Consider the following 24,332-nt stretch of genomic DNA (forward strand, 5'->3'; position numbering starts at 1 on the left):
GTGTGCCCGCCCGGCGCGGCGAGGTGTACCGTCGAATATCCCGGCGTCATCGCGGGGAGCACGTGTCCGATAGGTCCTGCTCCGGACAGTCCTCTGGGGCGGGCGGCCTGGTCTGGAGGGACGGACCCGACAGGGTTCCGCTCACATGAATCTGAAGCGTATTTTTCGCGGCCCGTGGATTTGGATCCTGGTCGTCGCCCTCATGCTCGTCATCGGCTTCCGCGTGTTCGACGTCGGTGGGGGTCCGCAGCCGGAGGAGACCGACATCTCCGAGATCTACCGGCTCATCGAGCAGGACGAGGTCAAGGATGCCGAGATCGTCGATCGTGATCAGCGCATCGAGCTGACCACCACCGACGACGAGATCCGCGAGGCCTACTGGGTCGAGGGTCAGGGCATGGAACTGGCCACCATGCTCCAGGAGTCCAGCCAGAATCCGGACGGTGAGCTGGGGGACTACAAGGTCTCGGTCGCCACCACCCCGGTCTGGACCACCGCGTTGTTCAGCCTCCTGCCGCTGATCATCATCATCGTCATCTTCTGGTTCATCTTCAGCCAGATGCAGGGCGGCGGTTCCCGCGTGATGAGCTTCGGCAAGTCCAAGGCCAAGCTCATCACCAAGGACACGCCCAAGAACACCTTCGACGACGTCGCCGGGGCCGACGAGGCCATCGAGGAGCTCCACGAGATCAAGGAGTTCCTGCAGAGCCCGGAGAAGTTCCAGTCGATGGGCGCCAAGATCCCCAAGGGCGTCCTGCTCATGGGCCCGCCCGGTACCGGTAAGACGCTGCTGGCCCGAGCCGTCGCCGGTGAGGCCGAGGTGCCGTTCTACTCCATCTCCGGTTCGGACTTCGTCGAGATGTTCGTCGGTGTCGGCGCCTCCCGTGTGCGCGACCTGTTCGAGCAGGCCAAGGCGAACGCGCCCGCGATCATCTTCATCGACGAGATCGACGCCGTCGGCCGCCATCGTGGCGCCGGTATGGGCGGCGGTCACGACGAGCGTGAGCAGACCCTCAACCAGATGCTGGTCGAGATGGACGGCTTCGACGTCAAGGGCGGCGTCATCCTCATCGCCGCCACCAACCGACCCGACATCCTCGACCCGGCGCTGTTGCGCCCGGGTCGGTTCGACCGCCAGGTCGTCGTGGACCGTCCGGACCTGGACGGCCGTCGCGACATCCTGGAGGTGCACTCCAAGGGCAAGCCGATGGCCGACGACGTCGACTTCGCGGTGATCGCTCGGCAGACCGCCGGGATGACCGGTGCCGACCTGGCCAACGTCATCAACGAGGGCGCCCTGTTGTCCGCGCGCGCCGGTGCCGATGTCATCAGCCACGCCTTCCTCGAAGAGGCCATCGAGCGTGTGATGGCCGGACCCGAGCGCAAGTCCCGGGTGATGTCGGACCGTGAGAAGAAGGTCATCGCCTACCACGAGGGCGGTCACGCCCTGGTGGGGCACGCGCTGCCCAACTCCGACCCGGTGCACAAGATCACGATCCTGCCGCGCGGTCGGGCCCTCGGCTACACCATGTCGGTGCCGACCGAGGACAAGTTCCTCACCTCGCGTTCGCAGATGATGGACCAGCTGGCCATGATGCTCGGCGGTCGCGCCGCCGAGGAGCTCGTCTTCCACGAGCCCACCACCGGCGCCGGCAACGACATCGACAAGGCCACCAACCTGGCCCGCAACATGGTCACCGAGTACGGCATGAGCGAACGCCTGGGCGCCCGCAAGTTCGGTTCCGCCAACAGCGAACCGTTCCTGGGACGCGAGATGTCGCAGGCCCGCGAGTACTCCGAGGAGATCGCCTCCATCATCGACGAGGAGGTGCGTCGCCTCATCGAGTCCGCGCACGACGAGGCCTACGACGTCCTCGTGGAGTACCGGGACGTCCTCGACGACCTGGTCCTGCAGCTGCTGGAGAGGGAGACGCTCACCAAGGACGAGGTGTTGGAGATCTTCGCGCCCGTCCACAAGCGTCCCTCCCGCGGTTCCTACACCGGCTATGGCAAGCGCCAGCCCTCCAAACGGCCGCCGGTCCTCTCCAAGAAGGAGCTGGGCACACTCAACGGCGCCGAGGTACAGGGATCCGAGTTCAACGGTCGACTCTCCGGCGGGGTCGGCAACGAAGGAGAGCAGGCGTGAGCGACCTTCCCGCCAGACCGGTGGATCGTGAGCGGATCGCCCGAGCGGTCCGCGAGATCCTCATCGCCATCGGGGAGGACCCCGACCGTGACGGCCTCGTCAAGACCCCCGACCGGGTCGCACGGGCCTACGAGGAGCAGTTCGCCGGGCTGGACCAGAAGCCGGGCGACGTGCTCACCACGGTCTTCGAGGCCGACCACGAGGAAATGGTCCTGGTCAAGGACATCGAGATGTACTCGACCTGCGAGCACCACCTCGTGCCGTTCTACGGGGTGGCGCACGTGGGCTACATACCGGGCGCGGACGGCCGCATCACCGGACTGAGCAAGCTCGCCCGCCTGGTGGACGTCTACTCCCGCAGGCCGCAGGTACAGGAACGCCTGACCGGTCAGGTCGCCGACGCCATCATGGAACACCTGGACCCGCGCGGCGTGATCGTGGTGGTCGAGGCGGAGCACCTGTGCATGACCATGCGCGGGGTGCGCAAGCCCGGCGCCAAAACGGTCACCTCCGCGGTGCGGGGCATCTTCCGCAGCAGCGACCGCACCCGGGCCGAGGCCATGAGCCTCATCCTCGACCGGGGCTGAACCGACCCGCGGGCCGGTCGCGGCCGGCCCGCGCGAAGCCGGTCCGGTGAGAGCCGGCGAACACCTTCACGGGGGCCGGGGGCAGTGCGCCCCCGGCCCCCGCTCGTACGCGTAGGGTGATGCGCATGGCGCCGAAACACACACTTCCAGGACTGCCCGACCGCGGGCGGTGCCTGGTCATGGGGGTCGTCAACGTCACCCCCGACTCCTTCTCCGACGGCGGGTCCTGGTTCGATCCCGAACGCGCGATCGAGCACGGTCTGCGGATGGTCGAAGAGGGAGCCGACATCATCGACGTGGGCGGTGAGTCCACCAGGCCCGGCGCCCAACGCGTGGACGCCGCCGAGGAACTGCGGCGGGTCGAACCGGTCGTGCGGGAACTCGCCTCGCGCGGGATCGCGGTCAGTGTCGACACCATGCGGGCAGAGGTGGCCGAGCGGGCGGTCGAGGCCGGCGCGGTCCTGGTCAACGACGTCAGCGGTGGGTTGGCCGACCCCGAGATGGCACGACTGGTCGCATCTTCCGGTGTCGCCTACGTGTTGATGCACTGGCGTGGGCATAGTCATGACATGCAGAGCCGTGCCGTGTACACGGATGTCGTCCAGGAGGTCCTCGATGAGCTCCGCGACCGTATGGAGGCCATGATCAGTGTAGGAGTCGACCCCGGCCAGATCGTTCTGGATCCGGGGCTGGGATTCTCCAAACGTCCCGAACAGGCGCACAACTGGGCGCTGCTCCACCACCTCGAACGGTTCCACGAACTGGGCCGTCCGGTGTTGGTCGCCGGTTCCCGCAAACGCTTCCTGAGCCGTCTGCTCGCCGACGGCAAGGGCGAGGACCGCCCCTTCGTGGACTGTGACGCGGCCACCGCCGCGGTGACCACCCTGTCCGCGGACCGGGGCGCGTGGGCGGTACGGGTACACGACGTCCGCCCCAACGCCGACGCCGTACGCGTGGCGTCCGCCTGGTCCGACGGCGGCGGCCGGCTCGACGAGGGCCGTTTCGAGCCCTTGGTCCGGGGTGACCGGTGAAGCCCCGCCAGGAGGTCATGGAGAGCGTCGCCGAGGCGAACGCCCAGTTCTACAGCGCCATCGAGAACGGCGACATCGACCTGATGGGCGCGGTGTGGGCGGAGGAGTACGAGGCCCCGGACCTGGTGTGCGTCAACCCCGGCTGGCCGCTGCTGCGCGGTCGCACCGAGATCATGCGCGCCTGGTCCCTGATCATGGCCAACGTCACCTACATCCAGTACGTGCTCACCGAGACGCACATCGGGGTGGGCGGCGGCGTCGCCATGGTGACCTGTGAGGAGAACGTGCTGACGGCCGAGGACGGTAGTCCGGGGTTCGTCGCCGGCGGCCAGGTGGTCACCACCAACCTGTTCGTCAACACCGAGCAGGGGTGGCGGCTGTGGTCGCATCACGCTTCGCCGGTCCTGATGGAGGAGGACGACCCGGAGGGCGAGGAGTGATGTCCGACCGCATCGCGCTCCGTGGGTTGCGAGCCCGGGGCAACCACGGCGTCTTCGACTTCGAACGTCGTGATGGCCAGGACTTCGTGGTCGACGCCGTTCTGTACCTGGACACGCGGCCCGCCGCGGCCGGCGACGACATCGCCGACACCGTGCACTACGGGTTGCTCGCCGACCGTCTGGTCGCGATCGTCACCGGGGATCCGGTCAACCTGATCGAGACGTTGGCCGAGCGGCTCGCCGCCGAATGCATGATCGAGTCGCTCGTGGAGGGGGTCGAACTGACCGTGCACAAACCGTCGGCCCCGATCGAGCACGAGTTCGAGGACGTCTCGGTCACCGTCACCCGAGGGAAGCGGGGTGCGTGGTGACCCGTGCCGTGCTCGCCCTGGGCTCCAACATCGGGGACCGCCACGCCACCCTCCGGGGGGCCGTGGACACGCTGCTGGCCGGGCCGGGGGCGCCCACGCCCGTCGCGCTGTCCCCGGTCTATGAGACCGCTCCGGTGGGGGGACCCGAACAGGACGCGTATCTGAACGCGGTCCTGGTCGTGGACTTCGACGGCACCGCCCGGGAGTTGCTGGAACGCTCTCAGGCGGCCGAACGGGACTTCGACCGGGTCCGGGAGGTGCGATGGGGTCCGCGCACGCTGGACGTGGACGTGATCGCCTTCGGGGACACCGTCGACGCCGACCCGGTGCTGACGTTGCCGCACCCGCGCGCCCACCTGCGCGCGTTCGTGCTGCGTCCCTGGCTGGACGCCGACCCGGCGGCGGTCGTGCCCGGCCGGGCCCCGGTGGCGACACTGCTCGCGGCCGTGGAGGACGCCGACAGCACGGGAGAACAGAAGTTGACGCTCCGGGACGACCTGACCCTGCGGGTTCCCGGGGAGGCGGATCTCTGATGTCGGATGACGGCGGGGGCACGCTCTCCCCTACCGGGTGGCGTGTCCCGTCGGTCCTGGCGGCGTTGGGAGCCCTGGTGGGCCTCTTCGTCGCCAACTCGATGTCCGGTCTGCCGCTGATGCCGTGGTCGGCGATCCCGACCCTGTTGCTGTTGGCCTTCGCCGAGGCGTACACCGCCGGAAGGACCGCGCGGCGGATTCGACGCGATCCGGGGACCGAACCCATCGAACCGCTCAGCGCCGCCCGTCTCCTGGCCCTGGCCAAGGCGAGCGCCCTGTTCGCGTCGATCGCCGCCGGATTCTTCGCCGGCATGGCCCTGTCGATCACCGAACGGCTGGACCTGCCCACGCACCGCGAGGTCTTCCTGATCACGCTGGGCACGGCTCTGGCCGCCGGTCTGCTCCTGGCCGCCGCGTTGTACCTGGAGCACGCCTGCCGGGTCCCCGACGACGGTGAGGACGACACCGACGACACGCCGCCGGCCCCTTGAGGAAGGCGGTGTTCGCCTCGTGCCCCCACCGTCGCTTGCGGGCTGATGGTTGACTGAGGCCGTGGAGACCAGTGAATCGACACCCGAGACCGAGTCCGAGGCGGGATCGACCAGTGTGGGGCGACCTTTGGACGCGGCCTTCGCCGCGCCCGAGGGTTCGTCCTGGCGGCGTATCCCACCGGCGTTGGCCTGGTACCGACGGTTGGTGACCACGGCGGCGTGCCTGGTCGCCGGGGCGGGCGGCTGTGTGTTGCTGCTCCTGTGGGATCGCCCGCTGTGGGCCGGGGTCTGGGTCGGTCTGGCGCTGGTCGTCGCGGCCCTCATGTGGTTCCTCGCGGGCCTGTTCCAACGCTCCTGGGGGTACACCGAGGCGTCGGCCGAGCTGTATCTGACCTATGGGGTGCTGGTCCGGCAACTCGTGGTGGTGCCCTACGGCCGGATGCAGGTCGTGGACGTCACCACCGACCTGCTCGAACAGGCGTTGGGAATCGCGACGGTGCGCATGCGCACCGCGGCGAGCACCGCGGACGCGCGGGTCGTCGGGCTCCCGCTGGCCGATGCCGTCCAGTTGCGCGACCGGCTCGCCGCGCGCAGCGAGAGTTTCTCCACGGGGTTGTAAGTGCACGGATCGCCTCAGCACGAACCAGGGTGGGCGCCGCCGGGAGGCGGGCCGCACCGGCCGCCGCAGGGGCCTGTGCAGGGACCGCCGCAGGGACCGCCCCAAGGGCAGCCCCCCGGCCCGTACCAGGGTCAGTACCCGGCCGCGCCTCCGCCGGGGGTCGCTCCCTACCCCCCGCCGCACGGCCCCTACCCGCGTTTCCAGGGGCCGGCCATGCCGGCGCGGCCCGGATGGGGTCCGCCCCTACCGCCGCCGCCACCACGGGACGACATCATCACCGGGGTGTTCCGCGCGCACTGGATGATCATCCCTTTGCAGATCATCGCGGTGACGCTGGTCTTCGTCGCGTTGATCGGGCCGATCCTGGTGATGTTCGGGTTCGCCTGGCTGGTGTTCATGGCGGTGGCCGTGCTGTTCGGCACCTTCGCCTACGCGCTGCCCTCCTGGTGGTACGGCACCTTCGGGCTCCGGGAGGACCATCTGCTGGTCCACACGGGCCTGGTCCTGCGCAGCGCCAGGGAGATCCCGCTGAGCCGGCTACAGGCCGTGGACGTGGTCCAGCCGTTGCTGATGCAGGTGTTCGGGATGGCGGAGCTGCGCATCGAACTGGCAGGTGGAGACGGCAGCGCCATCCGGTTGCGTTGCCTGCCCAAGAACGTCGCCGAACGGATGAGGGCGGCTGTGCTCGCCCACGCGGCGGGGCTCCCGGGACGTGCGCCGCAGGCCCCGGAGTGGCCGTTCTATCGGCTGCCCTTCCCCCTGTTGCTGGGGGCGTTGACCTTCAGGGTCCCGATCCTGGTCTCCTTCATCCTGCTGCTCATGATGGCCACCGCGTTCGTGGTGTTCCTGGAGCCGGGGGTGCTGGGCGCGGTGGTGCCTCTCGCGTTGGGGCTGTTGCGCTACTACTGGGGCCCGTTGGCGCGGTACACGGACTTCTACGCGTCGTTGTCCTCGGACGGGCTGCGGCTGCGCTACGGCATGTTCCAGCGCCGTATGCAGACGGTCCCGCCCGGGCGGGTGCAGGCGGTGCGGATCGTGGAGCCGATGCTGTGGCGGGCCCTGGGCGTGGCCCGGGTGGAGGCGACCGTCGCGGGGTACGCGGGGGCTCGACAGGGCGACTCGGCGGACCTGTTGCCGGTGGCGCCGAGGTCCACGGCGTTCACGCTGGTGAACGAGGTCTTCCCGGAGAGCGAGGCGGCGGTGGTGCCGTTGGTGGCCGACCGGACGCGGTCGGCGGGTGCGGCCGGCGTGGACGAACGGTTGTTCGTGAGCGTGCGGGGCGTGTTCTGCCGGGTCACGGAGATCGTTCCGGTGGAACGGATACAGACGCTGCGGCTCTCCGCCGGCCCGATCGCGCGCTTGCGAGGTCGGGTCACCGTCGACGTGGACACGCCTCCGGGGCCGGTGTCGGCGCGCGCGACCGACCGGGAGGCGGCGGAGGGCCGTCGTTTCCTGGACGCGCTGACCGAGGCGGGGAGGCGGGCGCGGGTTCCCTCCGCCGGCACGGAACGGTGGGCGACCAGGGCGACCATGCACGCGGAATCCACTCAGAGGGAACACCGGGTCGAGGAGCCGGAGGTTTCTCCGGATGACACCCCCGGGAAGTGAATGTGGCGTGTGTCACACCAGGGGCCGTAAGTGGCTCCGATTGGGGGTTGCATGTCCGACATGTCCGCTCACATTTGGTGATATTGCCTGGTCACATGCCATGAAAGCTTCGGGGTTCTGGTCACGCACGGCGGCAGAGTATGGCTAAATGGTGACTGAACACGGGGAGTGTTCACTGTCATACACATCGTCAATGGTTTCGACCGTTTGGCGCCCCCCGCCAAACGGTCCTGACGGGAGATATTCATGCTGAAGAAGGCCTTCGCCGCTACCGCCATCACCGCTGCCGCCGCCGGCGTCCTCTTCGCCGGGTCCCCGGCCATGGCCGACAGCCACGCGTTCACCTCCGGCAACGGCGGCATCCTGAGCGGCAACCAGCTCATCGCCGACCTCGACGTGCCGGTCAACGTCTGCGGCAACTCGATCGCCATCCTGGGTGTCTCCGGCGCCAACTGCGTCGACTCCGGTGCCACCGTGAAGAACTAGTTCGGGGCACCGAACCGACCCGACTCGGGCGGGGTGAACAGCCGGAAGGCGCCTTCCGCTGAACCGCCCTCGGGTCCCTGGCTTCATCGCGCGAAGCGTCATCCCGTGACGACGGGGTGGCGCTTTTCGTGTGCCGCGGTGCGTGGGCCGGCAACGGTCGACCGCAACCGGCGTTGTCGCCGCGCGCTAACCCCGAAGTGGTGGTGACGTTGTGCGATCGGGTGCGATGCGAAGTCGGAGCCTTTGTCCGGGTGGGCCCCGGGAAGTACCGCGACCGTGGGTGATGATTGCCTGCTTTTTGTGATCAGTGCAGCTCAGGGCGTGTTTCGCGGGTGTCTTCGTAGGTAATTTCTTCATCGACGCCAACAGGCGTCGCAACACCGCGAGTCCGGGCGGCTCCCCCCGACCGGACGACTAAGGAGACAAAGCAGTGCTGAAGAAGACGCTCGCGATCAGTGCCGTGACCCTCGCCTCCGCCGGGATCATCCTCTCCGCCACACCGGCCGCGGCACAGGCCGGAGCCTGGACCTCCTCTTACGGCTCCGATGTCAGTGGCAACATCTCCTACATCAACGGTGTGGACAACACCAACGCCGGCTGTGGCAACTCCAACGCCGTGCTGGGCCAGTCCCTCGCCTCCTGCTACAACGCCGGGGTGATCATCCAGAACTGATCCCGGGCCCCGGCCGCCGCGAGACGGTCGGGCGGGGGCCGACGGAACACACGTGGGGGCGGGCGACGATGCCCGCCCCCGCTTCGTGTTCCCGGTCACCTCCGGGCTTCGCTCACCTGGGGCGGGCCGTCGGGTCACCACGGGGGGAGGACTATCGTGTGCTCAGACCTCGGTGCGTGGGAAACGAGCGCGCATCGGACCAGGAGGGGACACGGAGCACATGGAGACGACACAGGAGCGCCCCGCCCGTCTGCGGGTCGGCGTCGTCGGAGCCGGACGTGTCGGCTCCGTCCTCGGCCTCGCCCTGGCCCGGGCCGGACACAAGGTCGTGGCGGCCAGCGCGGTCTCCGAGGCGTCGGTGGGCCGTGTGGCGCAGCGTCTGGACGGCGCTCGCGTCCTCGAACCCGCCCAGGTGGTCGAGGCGAGCGACCTGGTGCTGCTCACCGTTCCCGACGATGCCCTTCCCGACCTCGTCGAGGGGCTCGCCGGAACCGGGGCCGACCTGCGCGGCAAGATCCTCGTCCACGCCAGTGGCGCCCACGGCTACGGCATCCTCGCCCCCGCCACCATCGCCGGCGCCCTCCCGCTGGCGCTGCACCCCGCCATGACCTTCACCGGTCGCGACGAGGACATCGAACGGCTCGCCGACTGCACCTTCGGGGTCACCGCCCCCGAGCAGTTGCGTCCCATCGCCGAGGCCCTCGTCGTCGAGATGGGTGCCGAACCCGTGTGGATCGCCGAGGACAAACGCACCTTGTACCACGCCGCCCTCGCCGGCGGGGCCAACCACCTGGTCACCCTCGTGGCCGACAGCGCCTCCCTGCTCTCCGCCGCCGGAGTGCCCGAACCCGGCCGCCTGCTCGCCCCGATGCTCTCCGCCGCGTTGGACAACGCCCTGCGTCTGGGCATCCACGGGCTCAGCGGGCCCGTCCTGCGCGGTGACGCCGGGACCGTCGCCGGCCACATCGAACAGCTGCGGAAGAACGCGCCGGAGAGCGTCGCCAGCTACGTCGAACTCGCCCGGCTCACCGCGGACCGGGCCATCAACGCCGGCCTGCTCAAGCCGGAGGACGCCGTGCGGCTGCTCGACGTGCTCCGCCGCTGAGGGACCGCCTCCCCGAGCCCCGAACCACCCCGGTGCGCGATCACCGGTCCTCGCGCGCCACCGTGCCCACCACACCCGGGAGAGATCGATGACCGACCCCGCCCCGCCCTCCGCCGACGGGCCCCTCGTCGTCCGGACCGCCGGCGAGCTGCGCCGCGCCCTCGACGGCCGCGGCCGTGTGGGCCTGGTCCCCACCATGGGCGCCCTGCACGGCGGCCACCGCACCCTCATGCGCCTGGCCCGGGAGAAGGCCGAGACCGTGGTGGTCAGCGTCTTCGTCAACCCCCTCCAGTTCGGCCCGAACGAGGACCTGGACCGCTACCCGCGCGACCTCCCGGCCGACGTTCGGGTGTGCGCCGAGGAAGGGGTGGACGTGGTCTTCGCCCCCGAGGTCGAGACGATGTACCCCGACGAGCAGATGGTCACCGTCGACGCGGGTGTCATGGGCGAGCGGTTGGAGGGAGCCTCCCGTCCCGGGCACTTCACCGGTGTCCTGACCGTGGTCACCAAGCTGTTCCAACTGGTCCGCCCCGACCTCGCCCTCTTCGGGGAGAAGGACGCCCAGCAGATCGCCCTCGTCCGCCGCCTGGTCGTCGATCTGAACATCCCGGTCGAGATCGTCGGCGCTCCCACCCTGCGCGACGCCGACGGCCTGGCCTCCTCCAGCCGCAACGTCTACCTCGACGACGCGCAGCGTGTCAGCGCCCTCGCCCTCTCCCGTGCCCTGCGGGCCGGAGCCGAGGCGGCCTCGGGCGGGGCCGACCGCGTCCGCGAGGCCGCCCGCACCGTCCTCGACGAGGCGGCCGAGGCGACCCCGCCGGTCGAACTCGACCACCTCGCCCTGGTGGACCCGGCCACCTTCGCCGAAGCGTCCTCCGAACACCGGGGCGCGGCCGTCCTGGCCGTCGCCGCCAGGGTGGGCCCCACCCGACTCATCGACAACGTGTCGGTGACCCTCTGAACGTGGGCCCTTCGGCCCACCGTCGCGAGAAAGCGATCCCCCGGATGAGTGCTGACAGACAGACCCGGATCACGGCCCCCGAACCCGGGTGGACCACCCACGCGGACGTCGTGGTCGTCGGTTCGGGCATCGCCGGACTGAGCACCGCGCTGCGCTACGTCCAGCGCACCGACGCGAGCCGGGTCGTCCTGGTCACCAAGGACCGTCTGTCCACCGGGTCGACCGCCTTCGCCCAGGGCGGCATCGCCGCGGCCATGGCCCCCGAAGACGGGCCCGTCGCCCACATGGTCGACACGCACATGGCCGGGGCGGGCCTGTGCGACCCCCACGCCGTCAACGTGCTCGCCACCGAGGGGCCCGACGCCCTGCGTTGGCTCATCGGACTGGGCGCCGAGTTCGACCGCGACGAGGACGGTGAACTCTCCCTCACCCGCGAGGGCGGACACCGTACCGACCGGGTGGCCCACGCCGGCGGGGACGCCACCGGCGCGGAGATCCAACGTGCCCTCGTGCGCGCCGTCCGCGACGCCGAACGCGTCGAGATCATCGAACACGCCCTGGCCCTGGACGTCCTGCGCGACCCCGTCACCGACCGGGTCGGTGGGATCACCCTGCACGTCATGGGGGAGGGGGAACGCGATGGGGTGGGCGCGGTCCGTGCCCCCGCCGTGGTCCTGGCCACCGGAGGCATGGGCCAGGTGTTCGCGGCCACCACCAACCCGCCGGTGTCCACCGGGGACGGTCTCGCCCTGGCGGCCCGGGCCGGTGCGCGCCTGCGCGACCTGGAGTTCATCCAGTTCCATCCCACCGTCCTGTGGTTGGGCCCGGACGCACGTGGCCGACAACCCCTCGTCTCCGAGGCGTTGCGCGGTGAGGGTGCCTACCTCGTCGACGCGGAGGGACACCGCATCATGGAGGGGGTGCACGAACTCGCCGACCTCGCCCCCCGTGACGTGGTCGCGCGCACCATCGCCCGGGTCATGGCCGAGCAGGACACCGACCACGTGTACCTGGAGACCCGCCACTTCGGCCGGGTCACGTGGGAGCGTCGCTTCCCCACCATCCTGGCGTCCTGCCGCGCCCACGACATCGACCCGCTGACCCAGGCCATCCCCGTGGCCCCTGCCGCCCACTACGCCTCCGGCGGGGTGGAGGTCGACATCGACGGGCACACCGGGGTCCCCGGGCTGTGGGCCGTGGGCGAGGTGGCCCGCACGGGTGTCCACGGCGCCAACCGGCTGGCCTCCAACTCGTTGTTGGAGGGGCTGGTCTACGCGGACCGCATCGCCGACCGTCTGGCCGAGGAACCCGCCCCCGAGTCGACGGACGCCGTGACCGTCGGCGTACCCGCCCCACCCGTCGACCCGTCGGCCGCCGCACGGGTCCGCGCCCTGATGTCCCGACACGCCGGGGTCCTGCGCACCGGAGACGGGCTCAGGGATCTGGTCACCGAACTCGACGCCCTGGCCGAGGGCACCGACGAGGTCGCCCCCGACACCGCGTCCTGGGAGACGACCAACCTGCTCACCGTGGCCAGACTGGTCGCCGCCGCGGCCCGGCGCCGTGAGGAGAGCCGAGGCTCCCACCAACGCGCCGACACACCCGAGCCCCGCCCCGAGCTGCGCCTGCGGCCCGTGATCGTCCGACTAGAAGGGGACACCATCGTGACCACCGACGACAAGCGTGGGGCATCGCTCCCGCCCGCCCTGGAAGCCGAGCTGGACACCATCACGTTCCCCTTGGCACAGCCGGACCCGGCGCCGGAGGCGCGCGCCGAGTTCACGCTTGCCTGGACCGCGCCGCACCAGGCCCACGTGGACACCGTGTTGCGGGCCCTTTCCGAGGACCTCACCGCCGGTCCACGCATCGACGTCACCACCGTGGCGACCCTCCCCGCCGACCAGGTGAGCACCGCCCACGTGGTGGCGCGCGCCGACGGCACGGTCAGCGGTCTGCCCTTGGCGGAACTGGTGTTCTGGCTGGTCGCCGACGGTGCCCTGGAAGTCACCCGGTCGGCCCGGGACGGTGACGCGATCAAGCGCGGCGACGTGCTCATGAAGGTCACCGCGCGCACGCGCGACCTGCTCACCGCCGAGCGCACCGCTCTCAACCTGCTCACCCACATGTCCGGGATCGCGACCGCCACCCGAACCTGGGTGGACGCCGTGGCCGGAACGGAAGCCCGTATTCGGGACAGCCGAAAGACCACCCCCGGGCTGCGTGCCCTGGACAAGTACGCGGTGCGATGCGGCGGTGGGGTCAACCACCGGTACTGCCTCAGCGACGCCGGATTGATCAAGGACAACCACGTTCTCGCCGCCGGTGGGGTGGGCGCGGCGGTCCGCGCCATCCGGGAACGCTTCCCCGATCTTCCCCTGGAGGTGGAGGTCGACCGGATCGACCAGATCGAGGACGCCCTGGTAGCGGGCGCGGAGGAGATCCTGCTCGACAACTTCTCCGTGCCGGAACTGCGTGAGGCGGTCGCGCTGGTCGACGGCCGAGCCCGCCTGGAATCCAGTGGCGGTCTCGCCCTGGGGGTGGCCGCGAACGTGGCCGCCACCGGGGTCGACTACCTGGCGGTGGGGGCCCTCACCCACTCCAGCCCGGCACTGGATATCGCACTCGACCTGGCCTGAACCGCCTTGGTAGTGGAAGATTCCTTTGGTACACACCACTTCGACCAATGATGAGGCCCCCAGAATGCTGCTGGCGATCGACGTCGGTAACTCCGAGACTGTGCTCGGACTCTTCGAATCCGAGGACCTTCTCGAACAGTGGAGGGTGGGGACCGATGTCCGCCGGACCGCGGACGAGTGGGCGGTGGTGTTGCGCGGCCTCATCAGCGGGAGCTCGTTGAGCAACCTGGGCGAGGTCGACGGCATCGCCATGTGCTGCTCGGTGCCCTCCGTCCAGCACGAGATGCGCGACATGTTCCGCCGCCACTTCGGGGACCTGCCCGCGGTGATCGTCGAACCGGGTGTGAAGACGGGTGTGCCGATCCGGATGGACAACCCCAAGGAGGTCGGCAGCGACCGGATCATCAACGCGTTGGCCGCCGGGCACCTCTACGGCGGTCCGAGCGTGGTGGTGGACTTCGGCACGGCGACCACGTTCGACGCGGTCAGCTCCAAGGGCGAGTACGTGGGCGGCGCCATCGCCCCGGGCATCGACATCTCCGTGGACGCGCTGTCCCGCAGGGGCGCCCAGCTGCACATGGTGGAGATCGTCAAGCCGCGCACGGCGATCGCGAAGAACACCACCGAGGCGCTGCGATCGGGGGTCGTGTTCGGGTTCGCGGGCCAGGTCGACGGGATCGTGGACCGGATGGTCGCGGAGCTGACCGACAACCCCGACGAGGTCACGGTCGTGGCCACCGGAGGTCTGGCCACGACGGTGGTGGACGAGTGCGAGACGATCGACGTGCACGAACCCTGGCTGACGCTCACCGGTCTGCGCCTGGTCTTCGAACGCAACGTCGACTGAGCCTCCCGTGTGCGGGGCCGACCCGGTCGGTGGGAGTGCCCGACACGGGTAGGATCGGCCCCGTGAATGACGCGCACGACGACACCTACGACGACCTGCCCGAACAGATGCGAGTCCGGCGGCAGAAGCTGGACCGGCTCCGGGAGGAGGGCATCGACCCCTTCCCCGTGAATTTCCCGCGGACCATGTCGATCGGCCCTGTGCGCGACAAACACCAGGGCTTGGAGCCCGACACCCACACCGGGGACAAGGTCGCCATCGCCGGCCGCGTCATGCTCTACCGCACCGGCGGCAAGCTCTGCTTCGCCACCCTGCGCGACGAGACCGGGGACGTGCAGATCATGCTGTCCCTGGATCAGGTCGGTAAGGAGAGCCTGGACGCCTGGAAGGCCGACATCGACCTCGGTGACCACGTGGGTGTGGAGGGCGAGGTGATCACCTCCCGCCGCGGTGAGTTGTCGATCCTGGTGAGCTCTTGGACGCTGACGGCCAAGTGCCTGCGCCCGCTCCCGGAGAAGCACAAGGGCCTGACCGATCCGGAGGCCCGCGTACGTCAGCGTTACGTGGACCTCATCGTCAACCCCGAGTCCCAGCAGATGGTGCGTCGCCGGTCGGCCGCCATCCGGGCGATCCGGGAAGGTCTGAGCGACCGAGACTTCATCGAGGTCGAGACCCCCATGCTGATGCGGGTGCACGGAGGCGCCACGGCGCGACCGTTCACCACGCACATCAACGCCTATGACATGGACCTGTACCTGCGCATCGCCCCGGAACTGTCGCTCAAGCGGCTGGTCGTGGGCGGTCTGGAGAAGGTCTTCGAGATCAACCGGAACTTCCGGAACGAGGGCGCGGACTCCACGCACAACCCCGAGTTCACGATGCTGGAGTTCTACCAGGCGTACGCGGACTACGAGGTGGTGGCCGACGTCACCCGTGAGCTGGTTCAGGAAGCGGCCCGCGCCGTCTACGGTTCCACCACGATCGAGCGTGACGGTCAGACCTTCGACCTGGGCGGGGAGTGGCCGCGGGTCACCCTCTACGGTGTGGTCTCCGAGGCCTTGGGCGCCGAGGTCACCCCGCGCACCCCGATCGAGGAGGTCCGCCGGCTGGCCGAGGCCAAGGGTGTGGAGTTCGACCACGCCTGGGGCCAGGGCAAGCTCGTCGAGCACGTCTTCGAGGAACTGGTGGAGCACACGCTGATCCAGCCCACGTTCGTGTGCGACTTCCCCGTGGAGACGAGTCCGCTCACCCGTCAGCACCGCGAGGACCCGTTGCTCACCGAGAAGTGGGACCTCATCGGCTTCGGCATGGAGCTGGGAACGGGCTACTCGGAGCTGGTCGACCCGGTCGAGCAGCGTCGTCGGCTCACCGAGCAGTCTCTGATGGCGGCCGAGGGCGACCCCGAGGCGATGCAGCTGGACGAGGATTTCCTGCGGGCACTGGAGTACGGTATGCCGCCGACGGGTGGTGTCGGGCTGGGCATCGACCGTCTGCTCATGGCCTTTACCGGTAAGAACATTCGGGAAACTGTCCTTTTCCCGATCGTGAAGCCGTCAGTGGAGTAGTACCGCATCCTTTGACCCCGCATTGGGGTGAATAGGTGCAGAGGGAATCCCGATACGGGATGACCGAAAGACGTCAGAGGGCCGTCGCGTGACCAACGCGGCGGCCCTCTCTCGTCACCACTTCGACCTGCGGGTATGTGGCATGTGACACGATACGTCACTCACTTTCCGGTCATAGGGAACCAACTTCCGGACAGGTCCGGATAGCCATCCGGCCAGAACCTTCTTTTTCCGAGGGGTTCGGGTGCGCGGGGCGCCGCCCGTGGGTGAAGATTGTTTACGCAGGTCAGCCTGCGAAGGGTATTTCCTCTTCGGTGACTTTGCGACCCAACGTCCATTGATGATCACGCATGGTCATTTATCGGCCCTTGACGGTAACATCAGAGCGGCCTAGCGTGCTGAGAGCGGACCTTGGTCCGTGAGTTCGCCGAAGTGGATCGAGAAGAACGGTGAGCAAGGATGTCGGGCCGAGGACCGGGTCGACATCCCCCGCACACGTAGCCACGGTGTGGTCTGTCCGTCCCAGATCACAACACCCCTGGCCCCACGTGTGTCTCGTGCTCCCTACCGCCCCAACCCCTGTGCCAGAGGGGTCCCTCGGGGATGGATCGGGTGGCCGGGACTCACCACGCGCCGACAGCCGGTCGGATGCGCCCTTCGGTAGATGAGTCGATGTTCCGCACTCATATGAATGAGGGAGGACGGAGTGGAACAGGCCACACTCGTACGCCGTGCCGTCGAGGACCAGAGCTTCATACGCGACCCCCGGGAGAACGTGGTTCCCCTGCAGGGCCGGCGGGAGCACACGCAGTCAGGCGTGTACACCCCGGTCGAGTTGGGTCACGAAGAGCTCGAACTGCTCGCCGAGATCGCCACCGGTGTCACCACCGAAGTGGCGGCGCGGCACCTTGAGCTCAGTGCTCGGACCCTGCGTCGTCGTATCCGCAACATCTGCGACGTGCTCGGGGTCAACACACCCATCGAAGCGGTCGTGTGGGCCGCCAGGCGTCAGCTCATCTGAGCCGACCGCTCCCGGGAGACCGGGTGACACATACGGGCATACCGGCCCTGCGCGTCGCGCGTCCCACCGGCGGAAGAGCGTTCCTGCCGACGGTCGTGAAGGCGTAGTCTGGTCCGGCTATGCCCGTTCGTCATGTCCGGGTGCGTCGGGCGCGTACGTCCGACGTCACCCACATCCGCCGTCTCGTCGACACCTACTCCGTCGACCGCCGAGTGCTCTCCAAGAGCACGGTCAACCTCTTCGAGGACGTCCAGGAGTTCTGGGTGGCCGAGACGGAGGCCGCTTCCGACATCACCGGAGAGACCCCGTCCGACGGAGAGGGACTCGCCGTGGTCGGCTGCGGGGCGCTGCACGTCCTCTGGGAGGACCTCGCGGAGGTCCGCACGGTCGCGGTCGATCCCGCGCTGCGCGGTTTCGGGGTGGGTCACCGAATCGTGACCGCATTGCTCGACACGGCTCGCGGACTCGGTGTACGCCGTGTGTTCTGCCTGACATTCGAGACCGGTTTCTTCGCCCAACACGGCTTTGTCCCCATCCAAGGCACTCCGGTCTCCTTCCGTGTGTACGAGGAACTTCTGCGTTCCTATGACGAGGGCGTGGCGGAATTCCTCGACCTGGAGCGGGTCAAACCGAACACTCTCGGGAACACGAGGATGCTTGTGCATCTCGCCGAGGAGCCCGTGGGTTCCTCGGGCTAAAGGAACCGGGTACGGATAGGTGTCCGCTTGCCATACGCTCACAGGCTTCTGGTCGATGTGATGGAGAGGTCGAGCGCTTAAGCGCACCGGATGGTAAGGGAGTGGAAGAGGGCGGGTAATGTGTACCTGCGTCCACCGGGGCGGCGGGGTTCGCCGACTACCGATGAGGCGATGGGACGCGCACGTTTTCCGGTTCCATCGAGTGGCCGCTCCTCACCTTCCGTCCACGACCCGGTGTGGGGCGTGAACGTTCGATCGGACATTGGTCGCTCAGGGGCTTTGACGAGACCTCTTCGGTACGTCCGGTGTCGAACCGGGGCCAAACGATGTCTATGATGTCTGGTATGCGATTGCCCGGCCCCACCGGCGCGCCATCCCCCAGGACCGACTCGACACGGAGTCGGGTATTTGCTGCAATAAGTAACAACCAGGAAGGGTAGGCCGCTTCGATGGGTGATTTTTTGTCATCGGTGCTTCCCCCTGGACTGATCGACGTATTGTCCGCGCTCATCCCACCGGTGGTTGTCGCGACCGTCTTCTGTGCCTTCGTCATCAAGCTGCTCCGTAGGGAGATGGCCCCGAGGCGGATGGATGGAAGCCTGGTCAGCGAGGGTGCCGCCGTGGACGACAGTGCGGGTGACAAGGGCGCGGCCAAGGTCGAGGAGACCAAGGCGACGAACGAGACGCCGATTACCCAGGATGGGGAACGCGCCGAATCCGACGAGCGTTAGATACGCTGCCGGTTCGATCCGGCCGTCGAGACTCCCCGGTGTCGGGGGACGCCTGCGCGTGGGCCTACTCATGGCCCCGCGCGGATCCGTCGACCCCGAATCCCGGCCTGGTGGGCCACGTCGATTTCACCGCGTCGGGAATTGTTTTTCGCGTTCCCGCGAGATAGCTTTATATTCAGGTGCTACAGACACCTCTCTTCTGAAAGGTTTGATTCCATGGCACAGAAGGTCCAGGTTTTCCTGGTGGACGACCTCGACGGCGGCGAAGCCGAGGAGACGGTGACGTTCGGCCTCGACGGGTCGACGTACGAAATCGACCTCAGCGCGGATAATGCCGGCAAGCTCCGTGAGGCTCTTAGCTCGTTCGTCGAGGCTTCTCGTAAGGCCCCCGCGAAGCAGGGTCGTGGTGGCGCCCGGCGTGGAAGCCGGAATGCCCCCAGCCGCGAGCGCAGCGCCGAGATTCGTGCATGGGCGAAGGCCGCCGGGAAGCCGGTCAATGAGCGTGGCCGTATCCCCGCTGCCATCGTCGCCGAATATGAGGCCATCAAGGGTTAGGTTTGCCGCCGGCCCGGGACCGCCGAAATGTTGTCAGGTCTTGATCGAATTTCGACCTGAGTCCCGCCGACGTCGCACCCGATCCTCCGGCAAGCCCCGGTCCGTCATCGAACGGGCCGTGACCCGCCGGATTCAGGGGATAACGGGGTAGGCGAGGGTTGTCGGCGGAATCGGGTGGAGCCGCCCGGTCGTGAGCGCCAAGCCGGTGCGGAGACCGTTCGTTGGAGGACACCCCGCGACGCGGGCACGCGGTCCCCGCTCCTGTTTGGCCCGGCCTCGACGCACTCCGATCCTGTGAGCCGACCGCGCTTTCGGTGGTCCGGTGCGCGGCGGCCCCACAGCGGGCCGCCGCTTCCGTGATCGGGCACCGAGCCGGTCGGGATCGGACGCATCGACATCCGCGGACCAATTCCGTCTCGAAGAACAACACGCTTCGGCTTGTTCGCTAAGAGCCGATAATGGAGCTAACGCACGTGCGGCCCGGGCACTCTCGTGATGGATGGGATGCTCGGGCCGTTCGCCTTCGGCGTACAGGGAAATCTGACGCGGCAATTGGTAGTTGGATGTTGGGTGAACGCCCTATCGTCGGGGAAAGTCTCTGACACGGACGGCTGCGGTCGGTCGTGCGGAGATGTTCGTCCGAGCCGGCCACGGTCGGTGAGGCCGGGCGGTGCGACAGTGCTCCCCGGGGCGGCTATCCCTGTGGGGCCTATATGCGGAAGAGTCGGGTCGGTATTGACCGTCCCTGCCTGACCGCTCTGTAGAGGAGCGACGAGACATGTTCGAGAGGTTTACCGACCGCGCGAGGCGAGTGGTGGTTCTGGCTCAGGAAGAAGCCAGGATGCTCAACCACAACTACATCGGTACGGAGCACATCCTGCTCGGCCTCATCCACGAGGGTGAGGGTGTCGCCGCCAAGGCCCTGGAAAGTCTTGGCATCAGCCTCGAAGCGGTTCGGCAGCAGGTAGAGGAGATCATCGGCCAGGGCCAACAGGCTCCGTCGGGACACATCCCCTTCACCCCTCGGGCCAAGAAGGTCCTCGAGCTGTCGCTGCGCGAGGCGCTTCAGCTCGGTCACAACTACATCGGTACCGAGCACATACTGCTGGGCCTGATCCGCGAGGGCGAGGGCGTCGCCGCCCAGGTCCTCGTGAAGCTGGGCGCCGACCTCAACCGGGTCCGCCAGCAGGTCATCCAGCTGCTGCACGGCTACCAGGGCAAGGAGCCGCAGGCCACCGGAGCCTCCTCCGAGTCCACACCCTCCACCTCGCTGGTGCTGGACCAGTTCGGCCGCAACCTGACGCAGGCCGCGCGCGAGTCCAAGCTCGACCCGGTCATCGGTCGCGACAACGAGATCGAGCGGGTCATGCAGGTCCTGTCCCGCAGGACCAAGAACAACCCGGTCCTCATCGGTGAGCCCGGCGTCGGTAAGACGGCGGTCGTCGAGGGACTGGCGCAGAAGATCGTCAAGGGGGAGATCCCCGAGACGCTCAAGGACAAGCAGGTGTACACCCTCGACCTGGGCGCCCTGGTCGCGGGAAGCCGCTACCGCGGTGACTTCGAGGAGCGCCTCAAGAAGGTGCTCAAGGAGATCCGGACCCGCGGTGACATCATCCTCTTCATCGACGAGCTGCACACGCTGGTCGGCGCGGGGGCGGCGGAAGGTGCCATAGACGCCGCTTCCATCCTGAAGCCCATGCTGGCCCGGGGTGAGCTCCAGACCATCGGTGCGACCACGCTCGACGAGTACCGCAAGTACCTGGAGAAGGATGCCGCGCTGGAGCGACGCTTCCAGCCGATCCAGGTGGACGAGCCCACCACCAAGCACACCATCGAGATCCTCAAGGGGCTGCGCGACCGGTACGAGGCCCACCACCGGGTCTCCATCACCGACAGCGCCCTCGTGGCCGCCGCGCAGCTCGCGGACCGCTACATCAGCGACCGCTTCCTGCCGGACAAGGCGATCGACCTCATCGACGAGGCCGGTTCGCGGATGCGCATCCGTCGGATGACCGCTCCGCCGGACCTGCGCGAGTTCGACGAGAAGATCGCCAAGGTGCGCCGCGACAAGGAATCGGCCATCGACGAGCAGGACTTCGAGAAGGCCGCGTCCCTACGCGACGACGAGAAGCAGCTGCTCAACAAGAAGGCGCAGCGGGAGAAGGAGTGGAAGGCCGGCGACATGGATGTCGTGGCCGAGGTCGACGAGGAGCTCATCGCCGAGGTCCTGGCCGCCTCCACCGGCATCCCGGTCTTCAAGCTGACCGAGGAGGAGAGCTCTCGCCTGCTGCGCATGGAGGACGAGCTGCACCGCCGGGTCATCGGCCAGGAGGACGCCATCAAGGCGCTCTCGCAGGCCATCCGACGGACCCGTGCGGGTCTGAAGGACCCCAAGCGTCCCGGTGGTTCGTTCATCTTCGCCGGTCCGTCCGGTGTGGGTAAGACCGAGCTGTCCAAGACCCTCGCGGAGTTCCTCTTCGGGGACGAGGACTCGCTGATCCAGCTCGACATGTCCGAGTTCATGGAGAAGCACACCGTTTCGCGGCTGTTCGGCTCGCCTCCCGGCTACGTCGGTTACGAAGAGGGTGGCCAGCTCACCGAGAAGGTGCGTCGCAAGCCGTTCTCCGTGGTCCTGTTCGACGAGATCGAGAAGGCCCACAGCGACATCTTCAACTCGCTCCTGCAGGTGCTGGAAGAAGGTCGTCTCACCGACGCCCAGGGTCGCAACATCGACTTCAAGAACACGGTCATCATCATGACGACCAACCTGGGTACGCGGGACATCTCCAAGGGCCAGGCCATGGGCTTCGCCAAGGAGGACGACGCCAACACCAACTACGAGCGGATGAAGGCCAAGGTCAACGAGGAGCTGAAGACCAACTTCCGGCCTGAGTTCCTCAACCGTGTGGACGACGTCATCGTCTTCCACCAGTTGACCCAGAAGGAGATCTTCCAGATCGTCGACCTGATGATCACGAGCCTGGACGGCCGGCTCAAGGAGAGGGACATGGGCATCGAGCTTCGGCCGAGTGCCAAGAAGGTCCTCTCCGAGCGCGGGTTCGACCCGGTGCTGGGCGCGCGGCCGCTGCGTCGCACGATCCAGCGGGAGATCGAGGACCAGCTGTCCGAGAAGATCCTGTTCGGCGACCTCAAGGCCGGCCAGATCGTGGTGATCGACGCCGAGGGCGAGGGCACGGACGCCAAGTTCACCTTCAAGGGTGTGCCGAAGCCCGCCGAGGTTCCGGACACCCCCGAGGTGGAGTCCGCCGCCAAGGGCGAGTAAGGACATCACCCGGCCGTGCGCCGGTGTGAACGGGGGCATCCCTTCGGGGGTGCCCCCGTTGTCGTGTCCGGGAGGAGGGCCGCGGGGTAGGGTTCCTCAGTGTCTTCTCCCCATGATCCTCGCCAGGGCGGCCCTCAGCCGCCTCAGGAACCGTTCTCCGGCCCCCATCCACCCCAGGGTCCGTACGGCGCTCCCATGTACCAGGGGCCGCCTCAGGAGGGCCCTCCTCAGGGTCCGCCACCCCCGGGCACCCCGCCCCAAGGGCCTCCGCCGGGATATCCCCCTCAAGGTCCCCCGCCCGGGTACCCGCCGGCCGGTGGGTACGGATACCCGCACCAGGGGCCGCCGCGCAAGCGGGGCGGCGCGCTGCCCTGGGTGATCGGTGGAAGCGTTCTCGCCATCGTCCTGATCGGTGCCATGGGGCTCGGGCTCTGGTGGGTCTCGGGCGGTGCCGGCGACGCCGATTCGGGTGCGAGTGGCCCGGGCGAGGGCGGCTCGGGCGAGGTCCAGGTCTTCGAGGGCCTGTCCGCCGAGCACGTGGACCCCGGTGAGTCCGTCGACTACGCGCAGCAGCCTCCGGTGGGCGGCGATCACTACCCCTTCTGGCAGAACTGCGGCGTCTACGACGAGCCGGTGCTGACCGAGGCCGCGGTCCACTCCCTGGAACACGGCACGGTCTGGATCACCTACGACCCGTCGCTGGACCCCGACCAGGTCGAACAGCTGGCGTCCTACCACTCGCCCGGGTCGTACGTCCTGGTCAGCCCGATGGAGGACCTGCCCGCGTCGATCGTTGCCTCGGCCTGGGGCGCCCAGATCCAGTTGGAGGACGCCTCGGACGAGCGGATCGGCGACTTCCTACGGGAGTACGAACAGAGCCCCGCGGCCCCCGAACCGGGTGCGCCGTGCAGCGGCGCCTACGACGGCACCGGGGCCGACTTCGACCCCGAGACCGTCGACGCCCGGATGAACTGACCTCGCCGGCAGCGGTCCTTCGCCACGTTCCGGGCGTTCAGCCGGGGAGGGCGAAGCGGCCGTCGTCGAGGGGGTCGACCAGACCGTCGTCGATGAGGGCGTCCAGGGCGCGTTCACGTTGGACGTGGTCGTCCCACACGGCGTCCAAGGCCGGCTTCGCGACGGGCTCCATGGAGTCGCGCAGGACGGCCAGGAGCTTGCCGCGCACCTGACGGTCGGTCCCCGCGTAGGTCTGTCCGCGCCGAGGCGGGCCGTCGTAGGCGGGACGGCCGGCCAGCCGCCAGGCGCACTGCCCGGCGATGGGGCAGTCGGCGCAGCGAGGGGCGCGGGCCGTGCACACCAACGCGCCCAGCTCCATCACGGCCACGCCCCAGCGGGCCGCGACCGAGGGCAGGGCCGGAAGCAGTGACTCGGCGAGGGCGGTCTCCACCTTGGTCTGGGTTTTCGGCGGGTACTCGATACCGGTTTCGGCCCTGGCCAGGACACGCCGAACGTTGGTGTCCAGAATGGCGTGCCGCTGCCCGTAAGCGAAGCTCGCCACCGCCGCCGCGGTGTAGGCACCGATGCCCGGCAGGGACAGCAGGGTGGTGTGGTCGTCGGGCACCTCGCCGTCGTACTCCTCGGTGATGGCGACCGCGCAGGCGTGCAGACGCAGGGCACGGCGCGGGTAGCCCAGCCGGTTCCACATGCGCACGGCCTCACCTGAGGGCTCTTTCGCCAGGTGAGCCGGGGTGGGCCAGCGTTCCATCCATGCTTCCCAGGCGGGGAGGACCCGGACGACCGGGGTCTGCTGGAGCATGATCTCGCTGACCAGGATGGACCAAGGGGAGGCGTCGGGACGACGCCAGGGAAGGTCTCGGGCGTTGGTCTCGTACCACGCCAGAATCGGGGTGCTGTAAGGGTTATCGCTCATCTTTAACGACAAATCGGCGGGTTGAGTAGGTGGGTGGCGCACAAAACCGCAATACTA

23 protein-coding genes are annotated in these 24,332 nt (G+C 68.5%); 22 read left to right on the forward strand and 1 reads right to left on the reverse strand.

The window, feature by feature from the left end:
• Positions 1-145 precede the first annotated feature (145 nt).
• From ftsH to BQ8420_RS26270, 22 genes are all read left to right on the forward strand, one after another.
• On the forward strand, positions 146-2,146 hold the full coding sequence (gene ftsH, locus BQ8420_RS26165; RefSeq protein ID WP_087102229.1) for an ATP-dependent zinc metalloprotease FtsH: 2,001 nt from the start codon (positions 146-148) through the stop codon (positions 2,144-2,146).
• A complete protein-coding gene (gene folE, locus BQ8420_RS26170; protein ID WP_235006509.1) occupies positions 2,143-2,733 on the forward strand; it encodes a GTP cyclohydrolase I FolE in 591 nt (196 codons plus the stop codon). Before ftsH ends, folE begins: the two co-directional genes overlap by 4 nt.
• 125 nt (positions 2,734-2,858) lie before the next feature.
• Positions 2,859-3,764, forward strand: coding sequence for a dihydropteroate synthase (gene folP, locus BQ8420_RS26175; protein WP_235006510.1), 906 nt, complete (start codon positions 2,859-2,861; stop codon positions 3,762-3,764).
• The gene (locus BQ8420_RS26180; protein ID WP_087102233.1) at positions 3,761-4,204 is read left to right on the forward strand and encodes a nuclear transport factor 2 family protein; all 444 of its coding nucleotides are present in this window, start codon (positions 3,761-3,763) and stop codon (positions 4,202-4,204) included. Before folP ends, BQ8420_RS26180 begins: the two co-directional genes overlap by 4 nt.
• On the forward strand, positions 4,204-4,575 hold the full coding sequence (gene folB, locus BQ8420_RS26185; protein WP_087102235.1) for a dihydroneopterin aldolase: 372 nt from the start codon (positions 4,204-4,206) through the stop codon (positions 4,573-4,575). The genes BQ8420_RS26180 and folB overlap by 1 nt, the downstream gene beginning before the upstream one ends.
• Positions 4,572-5,108, forward strand: coding sequence for a 2-amino-4-hydroxy-6-hydroxymethyldihydropteridine diphosphokinase (gene folK, locus BQ8420_RS26190; protein WP_087102502.1), 537 nt, complete (start codon positions 4,572-4,574; stop codon positions 5,106-5,108). Before folB ends, folK begins: the two co-directional genes overlap by 4 nt.
• Positions 5,108-5,599 (forward strand): DUF3180 domain-containing protein, encoded by a 492-nt coding sequence (locus BQ8420_RS26195; RefSeq protein ID WP_087102237.1) that lies wholly within the window; start codon positions 5,108-5,110, stop codon positions 5,597-5,599. Before folK ends, BQ8420_RS26195 begins: the two co-directional genes overlap by 1 nt.
• Positions 5,600-5,771: 172 nt before the next feature.
• Positions 5,772-6,218: a PH domain-containing protein gene (locus tag BQ8420_RS26200; protein ID WP_235006512.1), complete on the forward strand. Its 447-nt coding sequence runs from the start codon at positions 5,772-5,774 to the stop codon at positions 6,216-6,218.
• A gap of 213 nt (positions 6,219-6,431) precedes the next feature.
• Positions 6,432-7,826: a PH domain-containing protein gene (locus BQ8420_RS26205; protein ID WP_087102241.1), complete on the forward strand. Its 1,395-nt coding sequence runs from the start codon at positions 6,432-6,434 to the stop codon at positions 7,824-7,826.
• Between the two features lie 246 nt (positions 7,827-8,072).
• Positions 8,073-8,312: a chaplin gene (locus tag BQ8420_RS26210; RefSeq protein ID WP_087102244.1), complete on the forward strand. Its 240-nt coding sequence runs from the start codon at positions 8,073-8,075 to the stop codon at positions 8,310-8,312.
• Between the two features lie 430 nt (positions 8,313-8,742).
• Positions 8,743-8,985, forward strand: coding sequence for a hypothetical protein (locus BQ8420_RS26215; protein ID WP_087102246.1), 243 nt, complete (start codon positions 8,743-8,745; stop codon positions 8,983-8,985).
• Positions 8,986-9,205: 220 nt separating this feature from the next.
• Positions 9,206-10,090, forward strand: a complete 885-nt coding sequence (locus BQ8420_RS26220; RefSeq protein WP_087102248.1) for a Rossmann-like and DUF2520 domain-containing protein — start codon at positions 9,206-9,208, stop codon at positions 10,088-10,090.
• Between the two features lie 88 nt (positions 10,091-10,178).
• The gene (gene panC / locus BQ8420_RS26225) at positions 10,179-11,051 is read left to right on the forward strand and encodes a pantoate--beta-alanine ligase (protein ID WP_087102250.1); all 873 of its coding nucleotides are present in this window, start codon (positions 10,179-10,181) and stop codon (positions 11,049-11,051) included.
• A 44-nt stretch (positions 11,052-11,095) separates the two neighbouring features.
• Positions 11,096-13,687, forward strand: a complete 2,592-nt coding sequence (locus tag BQ8420_RS26230) for an L-aspartate oxidase (protein ID WP_087102252.1) — start codon at positions 11,096-11,098, stop codon at positions 13,685-13,687.
• A 64-nt stretch (positions 13,688-13,751) separates the two neighbouring features.
• Positions 13,752-14,534, forward strand: coding sequence for a type III pantothenate kinase (locus BQ8420_RS26235; RefSeq protein ID WP_087102254.1), 783 nt, complete (start codon positions 13,752-13,754; stop codon positions 14,532-14,534).
• A gap of 62 nt (positions 14,535-14,596) precedes the next feature.
• Positions 14,597-16,099, forward strand: coding sequence for a bifunctional lysylphosphatidylglycerol synthetase/lysine--tRNA ligase LysX (gene lysX / locus BQ8420_RS26240; protein ID WP_087102257.1), 1,503 nt, complete (start codon positions 14,597-14,599; stop codon positions 16,097-16,099).
• Between the two features lie 706 nt (positions 16,100-16,805).
• Entirely contained in the window at positions 16,806-17,120 is a 315-nt protein-coding gene (locus BQ8420_RS26245; protein ID WP_087102259.1) for a LuxR C-terminal-related transcriptional regulator, read from the forward strand.
• A gap of 119 nt (positions 17,121-17,239) precedes the next feature.
• Entirely contained in the window at positions 17,240-17,818 is a 579-nt protein-coding gene (locus tag BQ8420_RS26250) for an amino-acid N-acetyltransferase (RefSeq protein WP_087102261.1), read from the forward strand.
• Positions 17,819-18,267: 449 nt separating this feature from the next.
• Positions 18,268-18,549: a hypothetical protein gene (locus tag BQ8420_RS26255; protein WP_087102263.1), complete on the forward strand. Its 282-nt coding sequence runs from the start codon at positions 18,268-18,270 to the stop codon at positions 18,547-18,549.
• A gap of 216 nt (positions 18,550-18,765) precedes the next feature.
• The gene (locus BQ8420_RS26260; protein WP_087102265.1) at positions 18,766-19,104 is read left to right on the forward strand and encodes an Lsr2 family protein; all 339 of its coding nucleotides are present in this window, start codon (positions 18,766-18,768) and stop codon (positions 19,102-19,104) included.
• 778 nt (positions 19,105-19,882) lie between these two features.
• Positions 19,883-22,387 (forward strand): ATP-dependent Clp protease ATP-binding subunit, encoded by a 2,505-nt coding sequence (locus BQ8420_RS26265; protein WP_087102267.1) that lies wholly within the window; start codon positions 19,883-19,885, stop codon positions 22,385-22,387.
• 375 nt (positions 22,388-22,762) lie between these two features.
• Positions 22,763-23,362, forward strand: coding sequence for a DUF3105 domain-containing protein (locus tag BQ8420_RS26270; RefSeq protein WP_087102269.1), 600 nt, complete (start codon positions 22,763-22,765; stop codon positions 23,360-23,362).
• Positions 23,363-23,399: 37 nt separating this feature from the next.
• Here the strand turns inward: BQ8420_RS26270 and BQ8420_RS26275 are convergent, their stop codons facing one another.
• On the reverse strand, positions 23,400-24,275 hold the full coding sequence (locus BQ8420_RS26275) for an A/G-specific adenine glycosylase (RefSeq protein ID WP_087102272.1): 876 nt from the start codon (positions 24,273-24,275) through the stop codon (positions 23,400-23,402).
• Positions 24,276-24,332 lie beyond the last annotated feature (57 nt).

This window comes from Nocardiopsis sp. JB363 (assembly GCF_900143625.1).
Lineage (GTDB): Bacteria > Actinomycetota > Actinomycetes > Streptosporangiales > Streptosporangiaceae > Nocardiopsis.

What these genes read in the sequence shown, in the direction of transcription:
- BQ8420_RS26255 (WP_087102263.1), top strand. Translation starts at nt 18,268, where the DNA reads ATGGGTGATTTTTTGTCATCGGTGCTTCCCCCTGGACTGATCGACGTA.
- panC (WP_087102250.1), top strand. Translation starts at nt 10,179, where the DNA reads ATGACCGACCCCGCCCCGCCCTCCGCCGACGGGCCCCTCGTCGTCCGG.
- BQ8420_RS26205 (WP_087102241.1), top strand. Translation starts at nt 6,432, where the DNA reads ATGCCGGCGCGGCCCGGATGGGGTCCGCCCCTACCGCCGCCGCCACCA.
- BQ8420_RS26230 (WP_087102252.1), top strand. Translation starts at nt 11,096, where the DNA reads ATGAGTGCTGACAGACAGACCCGGATCACGGCCCCCGAACCCGGGTGG.
- BQ8420_RS26235 (WP_087102254.1), top strand. Translation starts at nt 13,752, where the DNA reads ATGCTGCTGGCGATCGACGTCGGTAACTCCGAGACTGTGCTCGGACTC.
- BQ8420_RS26275 (WP_087102272.1), bottom strand. Translation starts at nt 24,275, where the DNA reads ATGAGCGATAACCCTTACAGCACCCCGATTCTGGCGTGGTACGAGACC.
- folP (WP_235006510.1), top strand. Translation starts at nt 2,859, where the DNA reads ATGGCGCCGAAACACACACTTCCAGGACTGCCCGACCGCGGGCGGTGC.
- BQ8420_RS26250 (WP_087102261.1), top strand. Translation starts at nt 17,240, where the DNA reads ATGCCCGTTCGTCATGTCCGGGTGCGTCGGGCGCGTACGTCCGACGTC.
- folB (WP_087102235.1), top strand. Translation starts at nt 4,204, where the DNA reads ATGTCCGACCGCATCGCGCTCCGTGGGTTGCGAGCCCGGGGCAACCAC.
- BQ8420_RS26220 (WP_087102248.1), top strand. Translation starts at nt 9,206, where the DNA reads ATGGAGACGACACAGGAGCGCCCCGCCCGTCTGCGGGTCGGCGTCGTC.
- BQ8420_RS26260 (WP_087102265.1), top strand. Translation starts at nt 18,766, where the DNA reads ATGGCACAGAAGGTCCAGGTTTTCCTGGTGGACGACCTCGACGGCGGC.
- BQ8420_RS26210 (WP_087102244.1), top strand. Translation starts at nt 8,073, where the DNA reads ATGCTGAAGAAGGCCTTCGCCGCTACCGCCATCACCGCTGCCGCCGCC.
- BQ8420_RS26265 (WP_087102267.1), top strand. Translation starts at nt 19,883, where the DNA reads ATGTTCGAGAGGTTTACCGACCGCGCGAGGCGAGTGGTGGTTCTGGCT.
- BQ8420_RS26195 (WP_087102237.1), top strand. Translation starts at nt 5,108, where the DNA reads ATGTCGGATGACGGCGGGGGCACGCTCTCCCCTACCGGGTGGCGTGTC.
- ftsH (WP_087102229.1), top strand. Translation starts at nt 146, where the DNA reads ATGAATCTGAAGCGTATTTTTCGCGGCCCGTGGATTTGGATCCTGGTC.